This is a genomic window from Rhizobacter sp. LjRoot28 (assembly GCF_964253025.1).
In the GTDB taxonomy this organism is placed as follows: domain Bacteria; phylum Pseudomonadota; class Gammaproteobacteria; order Burkholderiales; family Burkholderiaceae_C; genus Rhizobacter.
Map to the genome: position 1 here is coordinate 2,063,287 of NZ_CAXUQC020000001.1, position 16,491 is coordinate 2,079,777.

18 protein-coding genes are annotated in these 16,491 nt (G+C 66.4%); 9 read left to right on the top strand and 9 right to left on the bottom strand.

Annotated elements, in window-relative coordinates; all coding sequences use genetic code 11:
• Nucleotides 1–8 precede the first annotated feature (8 nt).
• The 4 genes from ACSQ2F_RS09530 to ACSQ2F_RS09545 all read left to right on the top strand — a co-directional run bounded on the left by ACSQ2F_RS09530 (nt 9) and on the right by ACSQ2F_RS09545 (nt 2,848).
• Complete coding sequence (locus ACSQ2F_RS09530; RefSeq protein WP_436022102.1) at nt 9–833, top strand: CheR family methyltransferase; 825 nt, start codon at nt 9–11, stop codon at nt 831–833.
• Between the two features lie 11 nt (nt 834–844).
• Nucleotides 845–1,423, top strand: a complete 579-nt coding sequence (locus ACSQ2F_RS09535; protein WP_436022104.1) for a chemotaxis protein CheB — start codon at nt 845–847, stop codon at nt 1,421–1,423.
• A 73-nt stretch (nt 1,424–1,496) separates the two neighbouring features.
• Nucleotides 1,497–2,609 carry a hybrid sensor histidine kinase/response regulator gene (locus tag ACSQ2F_RS09540; protein WP_436022106.1) on the top strand — a complete coding sequence of 371 codons (1,113 nt, stop codon included), beginning with the start codon at nt 1,497–1,499 and terminating at the stop codon, nt 2,607–2,609.
• Nucleotides 2,610–2,611: 2 nt separating this feature from the next.
• A complete protein-coding gene (locus tag ACSQ2F_RS09545; protein ID WP_436022108.1) occupies nt 2,612–2,848 on the top strand; it encodes a hypothetical protein in 237 nt (78 codons plus the stop codon).
• Here the strand turns inward: ACSQ2F_RS09545 and ACSQ2F_RS09550 are convergent, their stop codons facing one another.
• The 5 genes from ACSQ2F_RS09550 to ACSQ2F_RS09570 all read right to left on the bottom strand — a co-directional run bounded on the left by ACSQ2F_RS09550 (nt 2,849) and on the right by ACSQ2F_RS09570 (nt 5,522).
• The gene (locus ACSQ2F_RS09550) at nt 2,849–3,844 is read right to left on the bottom strand and encodes a DNA topoisomerase IB (RefSeq protein WP_436022110.1); all 996 of its coding nucleotides are present in this window, start codon (nt 3,842–3,844) and stop codon (nt 2,849–2,851) included. It lies immediately after the preceding gene.
• A gap of 55 nt (nt 3,845–3,899) precedes the next feature.
• Nucleotides 3,900–4,103, bottom strand: a complete 204-nt coding sequence (locus tag ACSQ2F_RS09555) for a hypothetical protein (RefSeq protein WP_436022112.1) — start codon at nt 4,101–4,103, stop codon at nt 3,900–3,902.
• Nucleotides 4,104–4,214: 111 nt separating this feature from the next.
• Nucleotides 4,215–4,610 (bottom strand): hypothetical protein, encoded by a 396-nt coding sequence (locus ACSQ2F_RS09560; RefSeq protein WP_436022114.1) that lies wholly within the window; start codon nt 4,608–4,610, stop codon nt 4,215–4,217.
• Nucleotides 4,611–4,682: 72 nt separating this feature from the next.
• Nucleotides 4,683–5,039: a response regulator gene (locus ACSQ2F_RS09565; RefSeq protein ID WP_436022116.1), complete on the bottom strand. Its 357-nt coding sequence runs from the start codon at nt 5,037–5,039 to the stop codon at nt 4,683–4,685.
• Between the two features lie 21 nt (nt 5,040–5,060).
• Nucleotides 5,061–5,522 (bottom strand): ferritin-like domain-containing protein, encoded by a 462-nt coding sequence (locus ACSQ2F_RS09570; RefSeq protein ID WP_436022118.1) that lies wholly within the window; start codon nt 5,520–5,522, stop codon nt 5,061–5,063.
• Nucleotides 5,523–5,854: 332 nt separating this feature from the next.
• On the opposite strand from ACSQ2F_RS09570, the gene rpoN reads away from it, so the two are divergent.
• A complete protein-coding gene (gene rpoN, locus ACSQ2F_RS09575) occupies nt 5,855–7,246 on the top strand; it encodes an RNA polymerase factor sigma-54 (RefSeq protein ID WP_436022120.1) in 1,392 nt (463 codons plus the stop codon).
• 94 nt (nt 7,247–7,340) lie between these two features.
• Nucleotides 7,341–9,230: an ATP-binding protein gene (locus tag ACSQ2F_RS09580; RefSeq protein WP_436022122.1), complete on the top strand. Its 1,890-nt coding sequence runs from the start codon at nt 7,341–7,343 to the stop codon at nt 9,228–9,230.
• A gap of 25 nt (nt 9,231–9,255) precedes the next feature.
• On the opposite strand, the gene ACSQ2F_RS09585 is transcribed toward ACSQ2F_RS09580, so the two are convergent.
• Nucleotides 9,256–10,662, bottom strand: a complete 1,407-nt coding sequence (locus ACSQ2F_RS09585; protein ID WP_436022124.1) for a sigma-54-dependent transcriptional regulator — start codon at nt 10,660–10,662, stop codon at nt 9,256–9,258.
• An 84-nt stretch (nt 10,663–10,746) separates the two neighbouring features.
• Here ACSQ2F_RS09585 and ACSQ2F_RS09590 point away from each other — a divergent pair, with 84 nt between their 5' ends.
• The 3 genes from ACSQ2F_RS09590 to ACSQ2F_RS09600 all read left to right on the top strand — a co-directional run bounded on the left by ACSQ2F_RS09590 (nt 10,747) and on the right by ACSQ2F_RS09600 (nt 13,847).
• Nucleotides 10,747–10,998: a hypothetical protein gene (locus ACSQ2F_RS09590; protein WP_436022126.1), complete on the top strand. Its 252-nt coding sequence runs from the start codon at nt 10,747–10,749 to the stop codon at nt 10,996–10,998.
• A gap of 616 nt (nt 10,999–11,614) precedes the next feature.
• Entirely contained in the window at nt 11,615–12,085 is a 471-nt protein-coding gene (locus ACSQ2F_RS09595; RefSeq protein ID WP_436022128.1) for a response regulator, read from the top strand.
• A gap of 769 nt (nt 12,086–12,854) precedes the next feature.
• Nucleotides 12,855–13,847, top strand: coding sequence for an SDR family oxidoreductase (locus tag ACSQ2F_RS09600; RefSeq protein WP_436022130.1), 993 nt, complete (start codon nt 12,855–12,857; stop codon nt 13,845–13,847).
• Between the two features lie 82 nt (nt 13,848–13,929).
• Here ACSQ2F_RS09600 and ACSQ2F_RS09605 read toward each other — a convergent pair whose 3' ends face one another.
• Genes ACSQ2F_RS09605 through cls form a run of 3 tightly spaced genes read right to left on the bottom strand, consistent with a single transcriptional unit; the run spans nt 13,930 to nt 16,403 of the window.
• Nucleotides 13,930–14,256 carry a plasmid stabilization protein gene (locus ACSQ2F_RS09605; RefSeq protein ID WP_436022132.1) on the bottom strand — a complete coding sequence of 109 codons (327 nt, stop codon included), beginning with the start codon at nt 14,254–14,256 and terminating at the stop codon, nt 13,930–13,932.
• Nucleotides 14,257–14,309: 53 nt separating this feature from the next.
• The gene (locus ACSQ2F_RS09610) at nt 14,310–15,104 is read right to left on the bottom strand and encodes a hypothetical protein (RefSeq protein ID WP_436022134.1); all 795 of its coding nucleotides are present in this window, start codon (nt 15,102–15,104) and stop codon (nt 14,310–14,312) included.
• 21 nt (nt 15,105–15,125) lie between these two features.
• The gene (gene cls, locus ACSQ2F_RS09615) at nt 15,126–16,403 is read right to left on the bottom strand and encodes a cardiolipin synthase (RefSeq protein WP_436022136.1); all 1,278 of its coding nucleotides are present in this window, start codon (nt 16,401–16,403) and stop codon (nt 15,126–15,128) included.
• Nucleotides 16,404–16,491 lie beyond the last annotated feature (88 nt).

Genomic DNA, 16,491 nt, shown 5'->3' on the forward strand with positions numbered 1-16,491 from the left:
GCGTGGTCATGGACGACGAGACGGCACTCTTCGACATCGAGGTGCGCCTGATGCTGGAAGCGGTGTACCTGCGCTACCAGCATGACTTCCGCGACTACGCCGTCACGTCGCTGCGCCGGCGCATGCGCCAGGCGATGACGCGCTTCCACTGCGACCGCCTGGCCCAGTTGCAGGACCGCGTCCTTCGCGAGCCGGAGGTGTTCGCGCAGATGCTGCAGTACTTCACCGTGCAGGTGAGCGAATTCTTCAGGGACCCGGCCTACTTTCGCGCGCTTCGCCGCGAGGTCGCCCCGTTGCTGGCGACCTACCCCTCGGTCAAGGTGTGGGTCGCCGGCTGCAGCAGCGGCGAGGAGGTGTGGTCGCTGGCCATCCTGCTGCAGGAAGAGGGGCTGCTCGAGCGCACCATCATCTACGCCACCGACATCAATCCCGACGCCTTGCGCAAGGCCGAGGCGGGGGTCTACCCGCTCGAACGGGTCGCGCTGTTCTCTCGCAATTACCTGCAGGCGGGCGGAACCGGCTCGCTCTCGGACTACTACGTGGGCGCCTATGACAACGTCGTGTTCGACCGCCGGCTCAAGCGGAACATCGTCTTCGCCGACCACAGCCTGGCCACCGACACCGTATTTTCGGAGGTGCACCTGGTGTCGTGCCGCAACGTGCTGATCTACTTCAACCGCGAACTGCAGGATCGCGCGATCGCCCTCTTTCGCGATGCGCTCGTGCACCGAGGCTTTCTCGGCCTCGGGAACAAGGAAACCCTGCAGTTCGGCACCCACGCGGCCGCGTTCGAGCCGGTGGAGTTGCCCCAGCGCATCTACCGCCGCCTGTGAGGACTTCGAACATGCAAGCGACGCAGCCCTTTCCTGATGTGGATGCCGTGGTCATCGGCACCTCCGCCGGTGGCGTGGATGCTCTGCTGTGCCTGTTGCCGGCCCTGCCCGCCACCTTCCGCCGCGCGGTGCTGGTCGTCATCCACCTCCCACCCGACCCTTCGACCGGGCTCGTCACGGTCCTCGCAGACCGCTGCGTGCTACCGGTGTCCGAGGCACTCGACAAGCAACCGGTGCTGCCCGGGGAGATCGTCGTCGCGCCGCCGAACTACCATCTGCTGGTGGAGCCGAGCCGCACGCTCGCCCTGTCCGTCGATCCGCCCGTGTGCTTCTCCCGGCCTGCCATCGACCCGCTTTTCGAGTCGGCGGCGATCGCGTGGGGTCCCCGCTTGCTCGCGTTGCTGCTGACGGGCGGTAGCGAAGACGGCAGTGAGGGCTTGGCCGCGGTACGCGCCCGTGGGGGCCAGGCCTGGGTGCAGGATCCGTCGACCGCGGTGGCACGGACCATGCCGGCCTCCGGCTTGCAGCGCGCGGGTGCCGACGCGGTCCTCACGCTGACGCAGATGGCCGAGCGCCTGGCGCGTGGCTGAGCCGGCATGACCACCGAAACGAGTTTTCCATTGTTCCGTACGTCCCTTGATTCCGAGTCCGCAGAGAAACGCCATGAACCATCCGCCTGAAGTCAACGTGCTGGTCGTCGACGATGTCGCGCAGAACCTGCTCGCCCTGGAGGCGCTGCTGGCGCGCCCCGGCATCCATGTGCTGAAGGCAGGCTCGGGCGCGGAAGCACTCGAACTGCTGCTCAACCATGACGTGGCCATGGCGCTGCTTGACGTGCAGATGCCGGAGATCGACGGTTTCACGCTGGCCGAGCTGATGCGCGGCGCCGAGCGCACGCGGCATATCCCCATCATCTTCCTCACGGCGGCCTCCCAGGACCAGCAGCGGACATTCCGGGGCTACGAGGCGGGTGCGGTCGACTTTCTCTACAAGCCGCTCGAGCCGCACGTGCTCGGCAGCAAGGTGGCGGTGTTCGTGGACCTCTACGTGCAACGCCAGCGATTGCAGCAGCAGATCACCGAGGTCCAGCGACTGCGCAAACTCAACGAGATGATGACGGCCGTGCTCACGCACGACCTGCGCACGCCGCTCATGGCCATCGCCCTCAGTGCCGAGATCGTGTATCGGCGTGGACACGATGACGCAATCCAGAAGGCCGGCCAGCGCATCAAGGCCAGCAGCTCCCGAATGGCACGCACGATCGACCACCTGCTCAACTTCTCGCGCATCCGCACCGGGATCGCCAGCATCTCGCCGAAGATGGCCGACCTCGGTTCGGTGTGCGCAGCCGTCGTCACGGAAATCGTCGAGGCACGCCCCGACGTCAAGGTGCCCGTGCAGTGCGAGGGTGACCTGACCGGCACCTTCGACACCGACCGCTTGAGCCAGGTGTTTGCCAACCTCATCGGCACGGCGCTGGAACACGCGGGCGACGGCGTCGCCGTCAACGTGAAGCTCGATGGCACGCACAAGGAACGCCTGAATGTGCACGTCAGCTTCCCGACGGTGTTGAGCGACGATGTGCAGGCCGAGCTGTTCCGCCCCATCCTGGCAGGTCAGGGACGCGACGGCGTGCGGAGCACGCTCGGAGCTGGACTGGCCATCGTGGACCAGGGCATCAGCGCCCACGGCGGCTCGATCGTGGCCCGCTCGAACGCCACGGAAGGCACGGTGTTCGAGTTCCTGATTCCCCGCAGCGAGCGGCCGAGCCACTGACCATGGACCTGCTGTCCCTGCTCCAATGGCCCGCGATGGCGATCACCGTCCTGTCGGCGTGGTGGGTGGCATCCACGCAGCAGCGAAAGCGGCTCTGGGGGTTCTGGGGCTACCTCGTCAGCAACGTGCTCTGGGTGGCCTGGGGATGGCACACCGAGGCCTGGGCCCTGGTGCTGTTGCAGTTCTGCCTGGCGGCGATGAACGTGCGTGGGGCGTGGAAGGCCAGTCCCGCGTCGTGATCAAGGCCGGCGGCAGCGCCCGGCCAGGAAGCACATCAGCTGGCGCTCCGGCACGCTGAGACCCCTCAGGGGTACTCGGCCCGGCGCCGTCTGCAAGAGCCGAGGAAGGTCTCCGGCCAGGGCGGCATCCAGCACGTCGGGATGCACGTAGGACTTGCGGCACACGGCAACGGTGTTGCCGAGCCGGCCGGCCACGTCGGCCAGCACCTGGTTCAACCGCTGCGCCGTGATGGGCCCGTCGATCTCCTCTGCCAGCAGACCCAAGGCATGCGCACTGGCATGCCAGGTCCGGAAGTCCTTTGCCGTGAACGCGGCGCCGGCGCATTCCTTGACATAGTCATTAACGTCCTGGGACGTCACCGTGCACGGTTCGCCGTCGTCGCCGGTGTACTGGAAGAGCTCTTGTCCCGGCATGGCCTGGCATTTGCGCACGACGCGGGACACGCGTGGATCGTCGAGTGACACGTCGTGGCGCACGCCGCTCTTGCCCTTGAAGCGAAGCTTGAGGACGGAGCCTCGGACGGTTGCGTGACGCCCTCGCAGCGTGGTCAGGCCATACGACCCGTTCGTGCGGGCATAGACGTCGTTGCCGATGCGAACCAGCGTCGTGTCGAGCAGGCGGACGATCGTCGCGAGCACCAAGCGCCGCGGAATCGAAGCGCCGGCCGGCTGGTTGAGATCTCGCAGCACGCGCGCGCGGATGCGCGGCAAGGCGCGGCCGAACTCACGCATGCGGTCAAACTTGTGGGTGTCACGGGCGGTGCGCCACTCCGGGTGGTAGCGGTACTGCTTGCGGCCGCGGGCATCACGGCCCGTCGCTTGAATATGCCCGTCCGGCCGAGGGCAGATCCACACGCTGGTGTAGGCGGGGGGGATGGCCAGCTTGCGGATTCGCTCCAGTTCAGCAGGGTCGTTCAGGCAGGAACCTCCGGGCCCCCGATAGGAAAAGCCCTTGCCTTGCCTTCGGCGGATGATGCCCGGTTGTTCATCGGTCACATAGACAAGGCCCGCGGGCGCAGCGGCCGCGGCGGTGGAAGGCGGCGCCTTCGGTTCAGGCTTGACTGGCCGGGGTTTCAAGTTCGGGGCAATGACGGGTCACGCGCTCGACTTGGCCGCAGGCCGTGCGGTCGCACCGGCCGTGGTCAGGGCAGGCGCCATGAGACAGGCCTCCGGCACCGGTTTCTTCGCCTGGCTTTTCGTCGTCAGGCGCGAGCCGGATGGCGGTCAATGGAACGGAGATCACCTGCACGGTCATGGCTGCGGACTTTCGTGGCGCGTAGTCGTCGGCGAAGTGCCGACGCGCTGGGGCGCGTCGGCGTCGGTCGCGGCGCATCAGGCGCCGCACTGGTGCGCTGGCGCGCGGGGATCAGCGTTGGCGACCGCTGCTGCCGCTGTCGCTGCCTTGCTGGTCGCTGCGCTGCGGAGAACGGGTGCCGCCCTGCTGCTGGATGCTGGAGTCCTGATCGCTCAGGTCCTGTTGCATGTTGCCGCCCTGGCTGGCCTGGTCCTGTTGGCGCGAGCCGCTCTGCTGGCCTTGCCCCTGCCCCTGCTGGCGCTGTCCGCTCAGGCCTTGCTGCTCCTGCTGGCCGACGCCCTTCTGCTGCTGGCCGACGCCCTTTTCCTGCTGGCCTTGCTGCCCCTGGCCACTCTGGTTCTGCTGATCCTGCTGGCGCGGTGACTGTTGCTGCCCCGGGCTTTGTTGCTGCGAGGGCTGCTGTTGCGCCGACTTCTGCGAGTCCTGGTTCTGACGGTCTTGGGTCATGAGGTACTCCTTCTATGGCATGTGCAGATTGCACGTTGGAAAAACGGCAAGCGGTGTGCCCGACGGCTCGGCTCAGCCGCTCACTTCCGCTTCTTCGATCAGGGCGAAAAGGGCATCCGGATCAGCCGGCTTGAGCAGGTGGCGCGCAAACCCCGCCTCCCGCGCGCGCTGCAGGTCGTTCGGCATTCCGTAGCCGCTGAGGGCGATCAGCCGCGGGGCCGGCACGAACCCCTCGGCCGTCACGGCCTGGGCCAGTTCATAGCCATCCATGTCCGGAAGCCCGATGTCGAGAATCATCGCGTCGGGCAGCCATTGCCTGGCTTCCTGCAGCGCCGCGCGGCCGCTGGTGGCCGTCCGTGCTTCGTGGCCCACGGATTCGAGGAGCGCGGCAACGGCTTCGGCCGCGTCCTCGTTGTCGTCGACGATCAATACGCGTTTGCCCATGACGGGTCAGCCGGTCGCGCGCACGCTGTCGCGCAGACGCTTGATCTGGTCATGGTTGGCTTGCACGCCCAGTTGCTGGCGAGCAACCAGGGCGCGCAGCGGCTCGGGCAGCACCCCTTCGCGCATGGCCGCGCGATAGCGACCGAGTGCCGCATCTTCGCCTCGCTCGCACTCGTCGAGCATGGCCTGGTCGGTGTAGCCGGCGAGCGAGCCGCGCACGGCCACCCATCCGCGGTGCAGGCTGCCGGACGTCGTGCCGTCCGTCTCCGGTTCACCGCCGTGTTGCAGCACGTACGGGCGAAGCTCATCGGCTGCCTGCTTGCATTCGGCGGCCCGCTGCAGGAACAACCGGCGCAGCTCGCTCGACGAGACACGCTCGGCACAGGCCGTGAAGCCAAGCTCCCCGTCCTTGCAGGTGGCAATGAGGTCATTCAAGGTTTCCACGATGTCGTCGTTGGTCGTGCTCATGTGAGGCTCCTTCTGAATTCGACCCGCAGGATCGAGGGTTGGCCAGCCGACGCCGCGGCGGTTTCGCGGGCGTCGCACCTGCCGGCAATGGGCAGGTGGCGTGCCCGAGGCACAGCGATGGCGCCGTTCCATCGCTTAAAAACAGGGCAAAGCTTGCGGTAACCGTTACGCACACATGGCTTACCGAACGGAACGGTTCTCCGTGCAAACCCGCGGGTCGCCGGGCTGAGCCCGGGTAGCGGCCGGGTGGCACGGCTGTTGCAGTTTGTCGCCGGAACGTCACGGTCAGGGCGCACCACCGCAGCCCGGCCGACCTGGAGCCAGCTTCTGCCATGACCGCCATCGCGCTCAAGTTCGAACACAAGCAACAACAGACCCTCACGCCGCGCCTGCAACAGGCTGTGCGGTTGCTGCAACTGTCCTCGCTCGACTTTGCGCAGGAGGTCCACGCGGCCCTCGACAAGAACCCCTTCCTGGAGCCGGACGACAACGATGTACCCGGACCGCTTCAAAGCGACGCGGCGCTTCCCGCCGACGCTGCCACGGACGCGGCTGCGAGCGACGACACCTGGGCGCCTACCGCCGGTCTGCCGCGCGGCGGGCTTCCCTCGTCGGGTGACGTGACCGCGCTTGACCTGGTGGCCGCCGACGTCAGCCTGCGGGAGTACCTCCACCGGCAGATCAACGTGCAGCCTCTCACACCCCGAGACCAACTGCTGACCGCGACCCTCATCGAGTCGCTCGACGAGGACGGATACCTGCGCACGCCTCTGGAAGAAGTCGGAGCCCTGAGCGGCATCGACCCGGACCGCAGCGAGATGCTCTCCGCACTTCGACGGATTCAGGCGCTCGAGCCCAATGGCGTGGGCGCCCGCGACGTGGCGGAGTGCCTGCTGCTCCAGATGCCGGACATCGAGGACGATGCCGTCCGTACGCTGGCCACGCGGATCGTGACGCAACACATCGACCGCCTGGCCCACCGCGACTTCAGTGGCCTGGCAAAGACACTCGGGCGTTCGGTGGAGGACGTCGAGCGTGCCTGTGCACGCATCCGGCACCTGGACCCACGCCCCGGCTGGCGCCATGGATCGACGGATGTCCAGTACGTCACGCCCGATGTGGTCGTCCGTCGTGTGAGAGGCGCCTGGGTTGCCACGCTGAACACATCGGTCATTCCACGGGTCAAGCTGAACCAGGCCTATGCCAAGCTCTTCCAGGAGCACCGGGATGTCCAGCACGGCGAGATGGCCGCGACGCTTCAGGAGGCGCGCTGGACCGTGCGCAACGTTCGCCAGCGGTTCTCCACCATCCTCAAGGTCACCGAAGCCATCCTCAAGCGCCAGCACCATTTCCTCGAGTACGGCCCCCTCGCAATGAAACCGCTCGGCCTGAAGGAGATCGCAGAGGAACTCGGCCTGCACGAATCGACGGTGTCCCGGGTCACCAACAACAAGTACATGGCGACGCCCGTTGGCGTGTTCGAGCTGAAGTACTTCTTCTCGCGCTCGATGCCGACGGCGAGCGGTTCGGCCTGTTCTCCCACCGCGATTCGCGGCGTCATCAAGGAAATGATCGAGCGGGAGAGTCCGTGCCAACCGCTTTCAGACCCGGAGATCGCCCGCTTGCTGGTTCGCCAAGGGCTCAACGTGGCGCGCCGCACGGTCACGAAATACCGCCAGCTCCTGAAGGTTGAACCGGTGGAACGCCGCCGCAAACACGCATGACATACGACCGACTGATGTCCATCGGGCATACAGATTGCCGAAACAGAACGCCAGCCCGGCTCAACAGGCTGGACACACTTCCGGGGAGTGACCAGTGAACGAAGGCACGAGCAACGGGAACGCAGCGCACCAGCGGCTGTCTTTCTCCACCTACCAGGCCTTGTTCGAGAACCATCCACACGCGGTTGCAGTCGTCGACCCGCAAGGTACGCTGGTGGCAGCCAACCCGGCCGCGCGCTGGCTTGGTGACGATGCAAACCCGATCTTCGATCGCGCCGTCGGGTCGCCGACGGCGTTGAGCGCCTGGCGGCGGGCGATCGCCGAGGGCCATGGTTGGGCGGGGCAACTCGAACTCACTGATGCAGAGGGCCGGCCGCGCGCAGTGGGCGTGCAGGTGCTGGCCGCTTCTCCAACCGAGCCGGTCCGCCTCTGCGTCATGCAGCCGGTGACGCCGGACGTGGCAGCACTCCCGAGTCGGGACGCGGGCGCGGATGTGCGCGATGCCGCGGACATCGCCCCGGCGCTGATCTGGATGGCGGGCGTGGATGGCCGCTGTGAATGGTTCAACCGACCGTGGCGCGACTTCACCGGTCGCAGTCTCTCGGACCTGCAAGGTGACGGGTGGCTGGGCGACGTGCATCCCGAGGATGCCGAGCGTTGCGTGGCCATCTTCAAGACCAGCTTCGATGCGCGACAGCCGTTCTCCATGGACTATCGACTGCGCCGCCACGACGGTCAGTACCGATGGTTCGTCGAGAACGGGGTGCCTCGACATGACCGGGATGGCGCGTTCAATGGTTACATCGGTTGCTGTGTCGACATCCACGAACGCAAGGAGCTCGAGGAGCGCCTGGCCGACCATGCCCAGGCCATGCGGCTCGCTGACCGACGTCAGAACGAGTTCCTTGCCATGTTGTCCCATCAACTGCGAAGCCCGCTCGCACCGATCTCCAACGCAGCCAGCGTGCTGCGCACGATGGAAGAGGCGAACCCCACTGTCCAGCGCCTGCGCGAGATCATCGAGCGCCAGGTCGGACGCCTTCGCCGGCTGGTGGACGACCTGGTCGACGTCACACGCGTGATGCAGGGCGAGATCACGCTGGTCAAGGGTCGCGTCTCTGTGCGCGATCTGCTCCGCTCTGCCACCGAGACGAGCCAGAGCAAGCTCGACGCGGCCGGCCACACCTTGCGCGTCGACCTTCCCAGCGCGCCGCTGTGGGTGACGGGGGATTCGGTGCGCCTGGCGCAGGCGCTGAGCAATATCCTGTCGAACGCCGCGACATTCACGCCCCAGCCGAGCGTGATCTCCGTGTCGGCCAAGGCCACTGGCGACACGCTGAACATCGCCATTCGTGACGAAGGCCAGGGGATCACCGCGGAGTTCCTGCCGTACGTGTTCGACCTGTTCTCGCGCCACGACCTGCAGTCGGGCGGCAACCCGGGCGGTCTAGGCCTCGGCCTGCCCCTGGCCCGCCGCGTCGCGCAGTTGCACGGCGGCGACGTGAAAGCGTTCAGCGAGGGGCCAGGGCGCGGCGCCGAGTTCGTGATGTCACTGCCGCTTGCGGCCGCGGACCAGGAAACGCTCGGCACCGGCATGGTGCCGCCGGGTGCAGCTTCATACCGGGTGCTTCTCATCGAGGACAACCCCGACACGCGCTACCTGATGCGATTGCAGATCGAACTGTGGGGCCATCAGGTCGCCGCGGCGGGAACCGTCGACGAATCGCTTCGACTCATCGATGGCTTCCGACCGGAGGTGGTGCTGTGCGACATCGAAGGTCCGGAGGTCTCGACCCGCCGAGGCATCGACGCACTGCGCGGGCGACTGGGCGGACAGGCCGTGTTCGTCGCGCTCAGCGGGTACGGGCACAACGAAGGCGAAGCGAACGCCAGAGCGCTCGGGTTCGACACTTCACTCGTGAAGCCCCTGCGGCCTGACAGTCTCGCCCGCACCGTCGAGCCGTTGATGATGCACGCCGGCTGACCGAGCGGCCCGCCGACACCGTGCCTCAGCCCTTCTCTTCGAGCGGGGCGGGTTCGGTGACCGGGTCGCCGCCGTTGTTCGCGTATTCCTTCAGACGGTTGTAGAGCGTCTTGAGGCTGATGCCCAATGTCGCGGCAGTCTTCTCCTTGTGCCGCCCGAGGTGGTCGAGGGTTGCGAGCGTCACCTGCCGATCGATCTCGGCGAGCGGCGTCCCGATGCGCACCGTGATCATCGGCACACCACCTGCCGACACCGGTACGGCCGGGCGGGCTTCCGGCTCTGCGCCCGGCAGACAGGGATCATGGATCGTGGTCTCGGTCGCCATGACATAAGCGCGGTACACCACGTTGCGCAGCTCCCGCACGTTGCCGGGCCAATGGTGTTGACTCAGCTGGACCATCGCTTCGGGTGAGAAGCGCTTCGCGTTGCCTTCGCGCTGCGAAATCTGGTCCAGAAAATGGGCGGCGATCAGCGGAACGTCCTCACCCCGCTCGCGCAGCGCCGGCAGGTGAATCGGGAACACGTTCAAGCGATACAGCAAGTCTTCGCGCAGCTTGCCCTGGGCAACCGCCTGCATCGGGTTGCGGTTCGTGGCGGCGACCATCCGCACGTCGGTCTCGAGCACCGTGCTCGAACCGACCCGCATGAACGTGCCGCTCTCGAGTACGCGCAGCAGCTTGACCTGCAGGTCGAGCGGCATCTCGGTGATCTCGTCCAGGAACAAGGTACCGCCGCTCGCCCGCTCGAAGAAGCCCTGGTGCTGGCGGTCCGCTCCGGTAAAGCTGCCCTTTTCGTGACCGAAGATTTCGCTTTCGATGAGGTGAGGCGAAATCGCGCCGCAGTTCACCGCGAGGAACGGCTTGCTGCGCCGACGACTGAGGTCGTGCACCGTGCGGGCAACCACCTCCTTGCCGGTACCGCTCTCGCCCGTGATGAACACGGTGACGCTGGTCTCCGACACGCGTTCGATCTGTCGGTACACGGTCCGCATGATGGCCGAGCGGCCCCACAGTTGACCGAAGTGACCTTCGCGCTCGAGTCCTTCCAGGAGACTGCGTGCTTCGGCCTTCAGGACCGCCGGCTTCATGACCCGTGACAGGATGCCCTTGAGCTGGGTGAGGCTCATCGGCTTCACCAGGTAGTCGGCCGCTCCCAGCCGCAGCGCCTGGATGGAGGTCTCCAAGCTTGCATGCCCGGTCACCAGCACGACCTCGGTGTTCGGCAACGACTTCAGGTCCTGAAGCAGTTCCATGCCGCTGCCGTCCGGCAGCTTGAGATCCAGCAAGACGATGTCCGGCTCCTGGAGCGCGATCTGGCGGCGAGCATCACGCAGCGAACCGGCGGTCGCTACCGTGAAGCCCTCGCTGGAGATGAGCATCGCGGTGGTTTCCGCCGAGTCCGGCTCGTCGTCCACTACCAAGGCGTGGGGCATTCACTGTTCTCCTGTCGATCGTGCGGGGCGCGCGGGCATGTCGATTGCCAACTCGCGGACAGGTTGTTGACCCGCCGTTCCCCAATGTCCATCAGCTGTTTTCATCCGGACGAATGTCTGTGGCAAGGCTCGTCGGCCTCGATGGGCCGCGAAGCCAATGCCGCGCTTGTAGATGCAGTTTCCAATCCGGTCGAGGGCCGTGCGATGGCGCAGGGGCCGCAAACGATGCTGAGCTGCGAATTCTTTCGTCTCCGCTACCCGATGGCAAACGCCTTGCATGGCGGCGCTCACCCGGCGCGGCCCCATGCCGCGGCAAGAGCCGCGACGTTGGCCTGAGACTTGAAACGTGATGTTAGTCACACCAGAGCATGCGCCGGTTTTGAGTTGTGTCAACTTGTTCGATGAACGGGCATGCAGGGTTCGCCAGCGAAATGGCGGCCGCCCTCCGGACGCTCCGCGTCGCGCCGGGCACGAACCGAAGATCAACTGCGGAGCCGCTGGTTCGCGCCCACGCCCGCTGGCCACAACTCGTTGCGCCTGCCCCCTCATCTTGGGTGGGCGCCTGTTGCGGATCCCCCACCCCGCGTGCGCACGTAGCTTGCCGAGCCGACCTGGCTGGGCGGCTGCTCTTCGTCCAGTGGCCAGGCCGGCGGTCCGTGCCACCCTCCGCTCTCGTGCCGATGTCCGGCTTCTCTTCAGCGTCTTCAACGCTCGCTCCCTTCACTGAATGGCGCGACTTTACGGAGCGACCGACACCGCCACCACCGGCGGTGGGCGCCATCCGTTGTCGGACGTTGCCTACACGGAGCGCTGAGAAGCGATCAAGATGACCGTGTCGGAGCGTGGACGACCGCAACATTTGCCTGAAAGCACCGGACAACCCCGGCGTTTCGGCTCGATTGAGCGGGCACGGCGATTGCGGTAGGAGCGCACAACACATTCGCCGTACCCCATGACGTCCCTTCTCGCCGAAGCCCCTGCGCGCGCCCGTTCCACCGCTCAGCGACCCAACGGACCGGTGGTTCTCTACATAGAGGATCATCCCGTGAATGTGCTGGTCATGGAAGCGCTGTTGCTGCACCGCCCGAAGCTTCGGCTGGTCGTTGCCACGACCGGCGAGGAAGGCCTGCAGGCCGCCCGCGTTGAACGACCCGACCTTCTGCTGCTCGACTACCACCTGCCGGACTGCAACGGCAGCGACCTCCTTGCGGAGTTGCGCCGCCTCGACGGTCTGGCCGACACCCCGGCCGTGGTCGTGTCCGCCACGGATGCGTCCGGCGCGACCGGTCCCGACGGCTTCCTTGAGTTCTGGCCCAAGCCACTCGACGTGCGCGGCACGCTGCACGCCATTGACCGACTGATCGACGATCACACCCACGTGGGCGCCGATCGAACCCTGACCATCGCCGGGAGCATTCAATGAGAACCAGCGTCGGATCTGGCGATCCCTCCACCCGCATCGATGCAGACGCCGACGGCGCCCCCGACGCGGCTGAGCGCGATTTTGCGGAGGATGGCCGCACCCTGCCCAGCCCGACGGCACCCGAACCGTCGACGGACGCACCGAGGGCCGGCGAACATCGCGACGAAGCCGGCAAGCCGGCACCGGACGGTCCGCTGGAGTCGGGTCGGGGCCAGGGCCGTGGCCCCACCACGACAGAGACCGATCCTCGGTAGCGCGGTTTCCGCTGGCTGCGGACTCAAGCGCCAGCGTGGCGCAGTGACGTCGCCGGTTGCCGGCCGCGAGCGGAACCGCCACCTCGGTGAAGCGGTGCCAGGGCTCGGCCCACCACCTTTCGCGGCACTTGTAGTGGACAGCCCGGGTGGACACGCCCTGCGCCGGCGTCTTCGGGAGTCCCTCGCGTCTTCGGCACCGGCCCTTCCCTGCGTCGCGCCTTGTGCCGCCTGGGACAAGCCACGCTGGCATCGTGACCGCGCCAGCCATGGGACGCGCCTTCGCACCATGCATCGTCGGACCGGTCCCCCAGTCAGGCGGCAGCGGGCCCGCGCCGTTTCTCATCGAGCGTGACCCCGCTTGCGCGGGATGGCGAAGGCGCGCTCAGGCCGGGATGGCGTCCGTCCGACTGCAGTGCGAAGCGGACTCGCCGCGGAGTTGCAGGCGAACACGGACGGCGCATTCGGGAACGCCGCCTGCCGCGCAGCGGGATCAGTCCACTTAGGAGCCCACTGCGATGACCACCTCGTCTGAAACGCGTTCCAAGCCCGATCAGGTCGCCGAGAAACAGCGCCGGATTCAGCAGCAGCAGGACGAACGCGATGCCCAACAGGGAGACAAGAAGCCCGACGAAGGCGCCGTCCAGGCCGGCGCACGTCCGCAGCCGAGCCAGCTGCCCGAGCAGCACCTCGACAAGCCCGGCATCGAGGCGGAACTGGAGCTGAAGCCGCGCTTCCTCGCGCCGGACTATGAAGGCAGCAACAAGCTCAAGGACCGAGTCGCGCTCATCACGGGCGGTGACTCAGGTATCGGCCGCGCCGTGGCAGTCCTCTTTGCTCGGGAGGGTGCCGACGTCGCCATCGTCTATCTCAACGAGCACCAGGATGCCGAATACACCAAACGGCTCGTCGAAGCAGAAGGCGGCCGCTGCATCGTGATGCCCGGGGACGTCAAGAACGAGGGCTTCTGCCGTCAGGCCGTGGCCGAGACGGTGAAGGCCTTCGGCCAACTCGACATTCTCGTCAACAACGCCGCCTTCCAGGAGCATGCCGACTCCATCGAGGACATCACCGAGGAACGTCTGGACGAGACGCTCCGGACGAACGTCCATGGCTACTTCCACATGGCCAAGGCGGCCCTGCCCCATCTCAAGAACGGCTCGTCCATCATCAACACCGGTTCCGTCACCGGGCTGGAGGGCAGCGGCAGCCTGCTCGACTATTCGGCGACCAAGGGAGCCATCCACGCCTTCACGAAGGCCCTGGCGCAGAACCTCCTGCCCAAGGGCATCCGGGTCAATGCGGTGGCGCCGGGGCCGGTCTGGACGCCGCTCAATCCAGCCGACAAGCCAGCCGAGAAGGTGAAGAGTTTCGGTCAGCAGACCGGCATGAAGCGCGCGGCCCAGCCAGAAGAGCTCTCGCCGGCGTACGTCTTCCTCGCCGCGCCCGTCTGTTCCGGCTACATCACCGGAATCATCCTGCCGGTAACGGGAAGCGTCGGAGCCGAGTGACGTGGGATCGAGCCGAGTCGCACAGGTTGCGCGGCTCGCCTCACGGTGAGCCTCGCAAGCACGCGGAGCCGTGTCCGGATACTCAGTGGCTCAGCGCCTTGAGCAGCTGCGCCTTGGTCATCGAGGAGCGGCCCTTGACGCCGCGCTCTCGCGCTTCGTTGTAGAGCTGGTCGCGGGTGCGACCGCCCTCCCCGCGGTGTGATCGCAGCCCGCCGCGCCGCCCCGAGGACAGGTCGTCGGTCGACGTCTTGCTCGCCTCACGCGCCTCGCCATGGCGGGCGCGCTCCTTGTTGACCACGCGTGCTGCGATCTCTTCCGCTACGCGTTCAGGCTTGCCCTTGTCGAGCAGGCCCTCTTTCACATGTCCGTACTGTCGTTCGCGCTTGTCCGACCACCGATTCTGCGGCATGGCGACCTCCTGGCGTTGTACACCCGGAAGGCGGCAAGCCTTGTACCTGATACTCAGACGCGGTCGACGCGCCAGGATGCAGAGACGGCGTTGCGGACCAGTGCGCGCGCAGTGCGGACCGAGTGGATCGGATCGGGCGTCTCGCGCCCCAGCTGATCGAACCAGGCCGCCAGAATGGGGTGGCGCTGCTTGAGCGGTTCCCAACTCGAACGCCAGCAGCGCGGCAGATCGGAGTAAGGCGCCAGCGTGCTGCCATCGTCGCGGGGGGCGTCGGGGCCGAGACGGCCGTCCATCACCTTGCCGATGTCGAACAGGAACGCTGCGGCGGCGCACACCTGCTGGAGTTCATCGACATAGAACGGCAGGGGCTTCAGCGTGCGCGGATCGTGGTCGGCATCCATGGCAAGTTCGGCCGCGGTCAGGGCCGCTTCGAACAGGCCATGCCGGCCGGTGTGGTGGTCGGTGGCTGCTGGCTGCGTGAGGAAGTGATCGAGATGGCCGCTGGCCTCGAGCACCTGGGAGATAAAGACCTGAAGGTCCGGTGCCCAGCGCTTGCACAGGCAAGCGAGGCGGTACACCAGCGTCGTGGGCACCTGCAAATGGGACAGGTTGCCGGCGTTCATCCGGTTCACCACGTCCGTCAGGAGATCCCGCTTCAGGTACTTCCGTCGACCCATGAAGCCCGAGGTGGGCAATTGGTCAGCGGGGAGCACGTTACGGGAGCTGTTGGGGGAATCAAAGGCCAATTCAGTCTCCTTCACGTTGGAGACTTGATTCTCGGGCGGGGGCCAGTCGGGGAACGCTGGAAATGCTGTGACATCTGCCGCCTTTTCGATTGGATCGTGCACGGCAGTGCAATCGGCGTCACTTCAAAGCTGCGGCCCTAGCCAGGACGCGACTTGTTCCCGCAGCTTGTGGTGCCACGGGCGCGCATTCCATTGCGCAAAGCTGATCGGCTTCGACCGCCGCCAATCCTCTTCGAACACGGCCTCGGCCCGGAGCGCGAAGCCGGTGTCGTAGACATTCAGATTCGCTTCGTCGTTGAGCCGGAACGAACGGTTGTCGAAATTGGTCGATCCCACCGACGTGAACCGCCCGTCGATTGCCAGCATCTTCACGTGGTACATCGTCGGCTGGAATTCGGCGATCTGAACGCCGGCCGCCAGCAATTCTCCCCAGCGCGAGCGGCTCGCCGCACGCACGATCTCGGTGTCGATGAGCGTGCCGGGCGTGATGATCCTGACCGTCACCCCTCGCTTTACCGCCGCCACCAGAGCCTGCACCGTGGTGTCGTCCGGCACGAAGTAGGAGCTCGACAGCGAAATCGTTTCCCTTGCCGCTGCGATCGAAAGCAGGTACATCAGGTGAATGGTCTCGCTTCCCCCCGTCGGAGAGCTCGACACCATCTGCGCGGCCGCAGCGCCTTGCGAGGGCAGCGCGGGAAAGTAGCGCTCGCCATGCAGCACGCGTCCGGTCGCCTTGGTCCAGTTGTCAAGAAAGACGGCCTGGAACGTGGCCACAGCCGGCCCCTCGATGCGGTAATGCGTGTCACGCCAGTGATCCGGATCCTGCGCCTCGCCCTGCCACTGGTCCGCAATGCCGACGCCACCAGTGAACCCGATGCGACCATCGACCACGAGCAGTTTGCGGTGCGTCCGGTTGTTCATTCGGGACAGGGTGTACCAGTGCGGCTTGTGATAGCGCTCCACCTCCGCACCGGCTTCCCGCAGTTGGTCGAGGAAGCGCTCCTCCATCTTCATGCTGCCGACCCAGTCGAGCAGCACGTGCACTTGAACCCCTGCGCGCGCACGTTCCGCAAGGGCATCGACGAACTCACTCCCGATCTCACCGCTCCAGTAGATGTAGGTCTCGAACGTGATCGACGTTCGGGCGCCCCGGATCGCCTCGAGCATCGACGGAAAAATTTCCGCTCCGTTCTGCAGGTCGGCAACCCGATTGCCCTGCACGATGGGCGCTTCCAGGAGCGAGGCCATGGTCCGCAGGAACTGCGCATCTCCAGTGCCGTACTCGCTCCTGACTTGTTGTTCCAGGTCTTTCTCGCCGCCGCTGCAGTTGATCAGCAACAGGCCGGACACCGCGGTCAGCAGGGCGGTGAGAGCGATGGTCGAGATGCGGCGGAGATCCATGCCGCGGATTGTTCGCCGTGCGCACATCCGCGGCATGTGGGACCGCACGCCCTGCGCTTGTAGGTTTTCGTGCTGTTACGCGATAGCA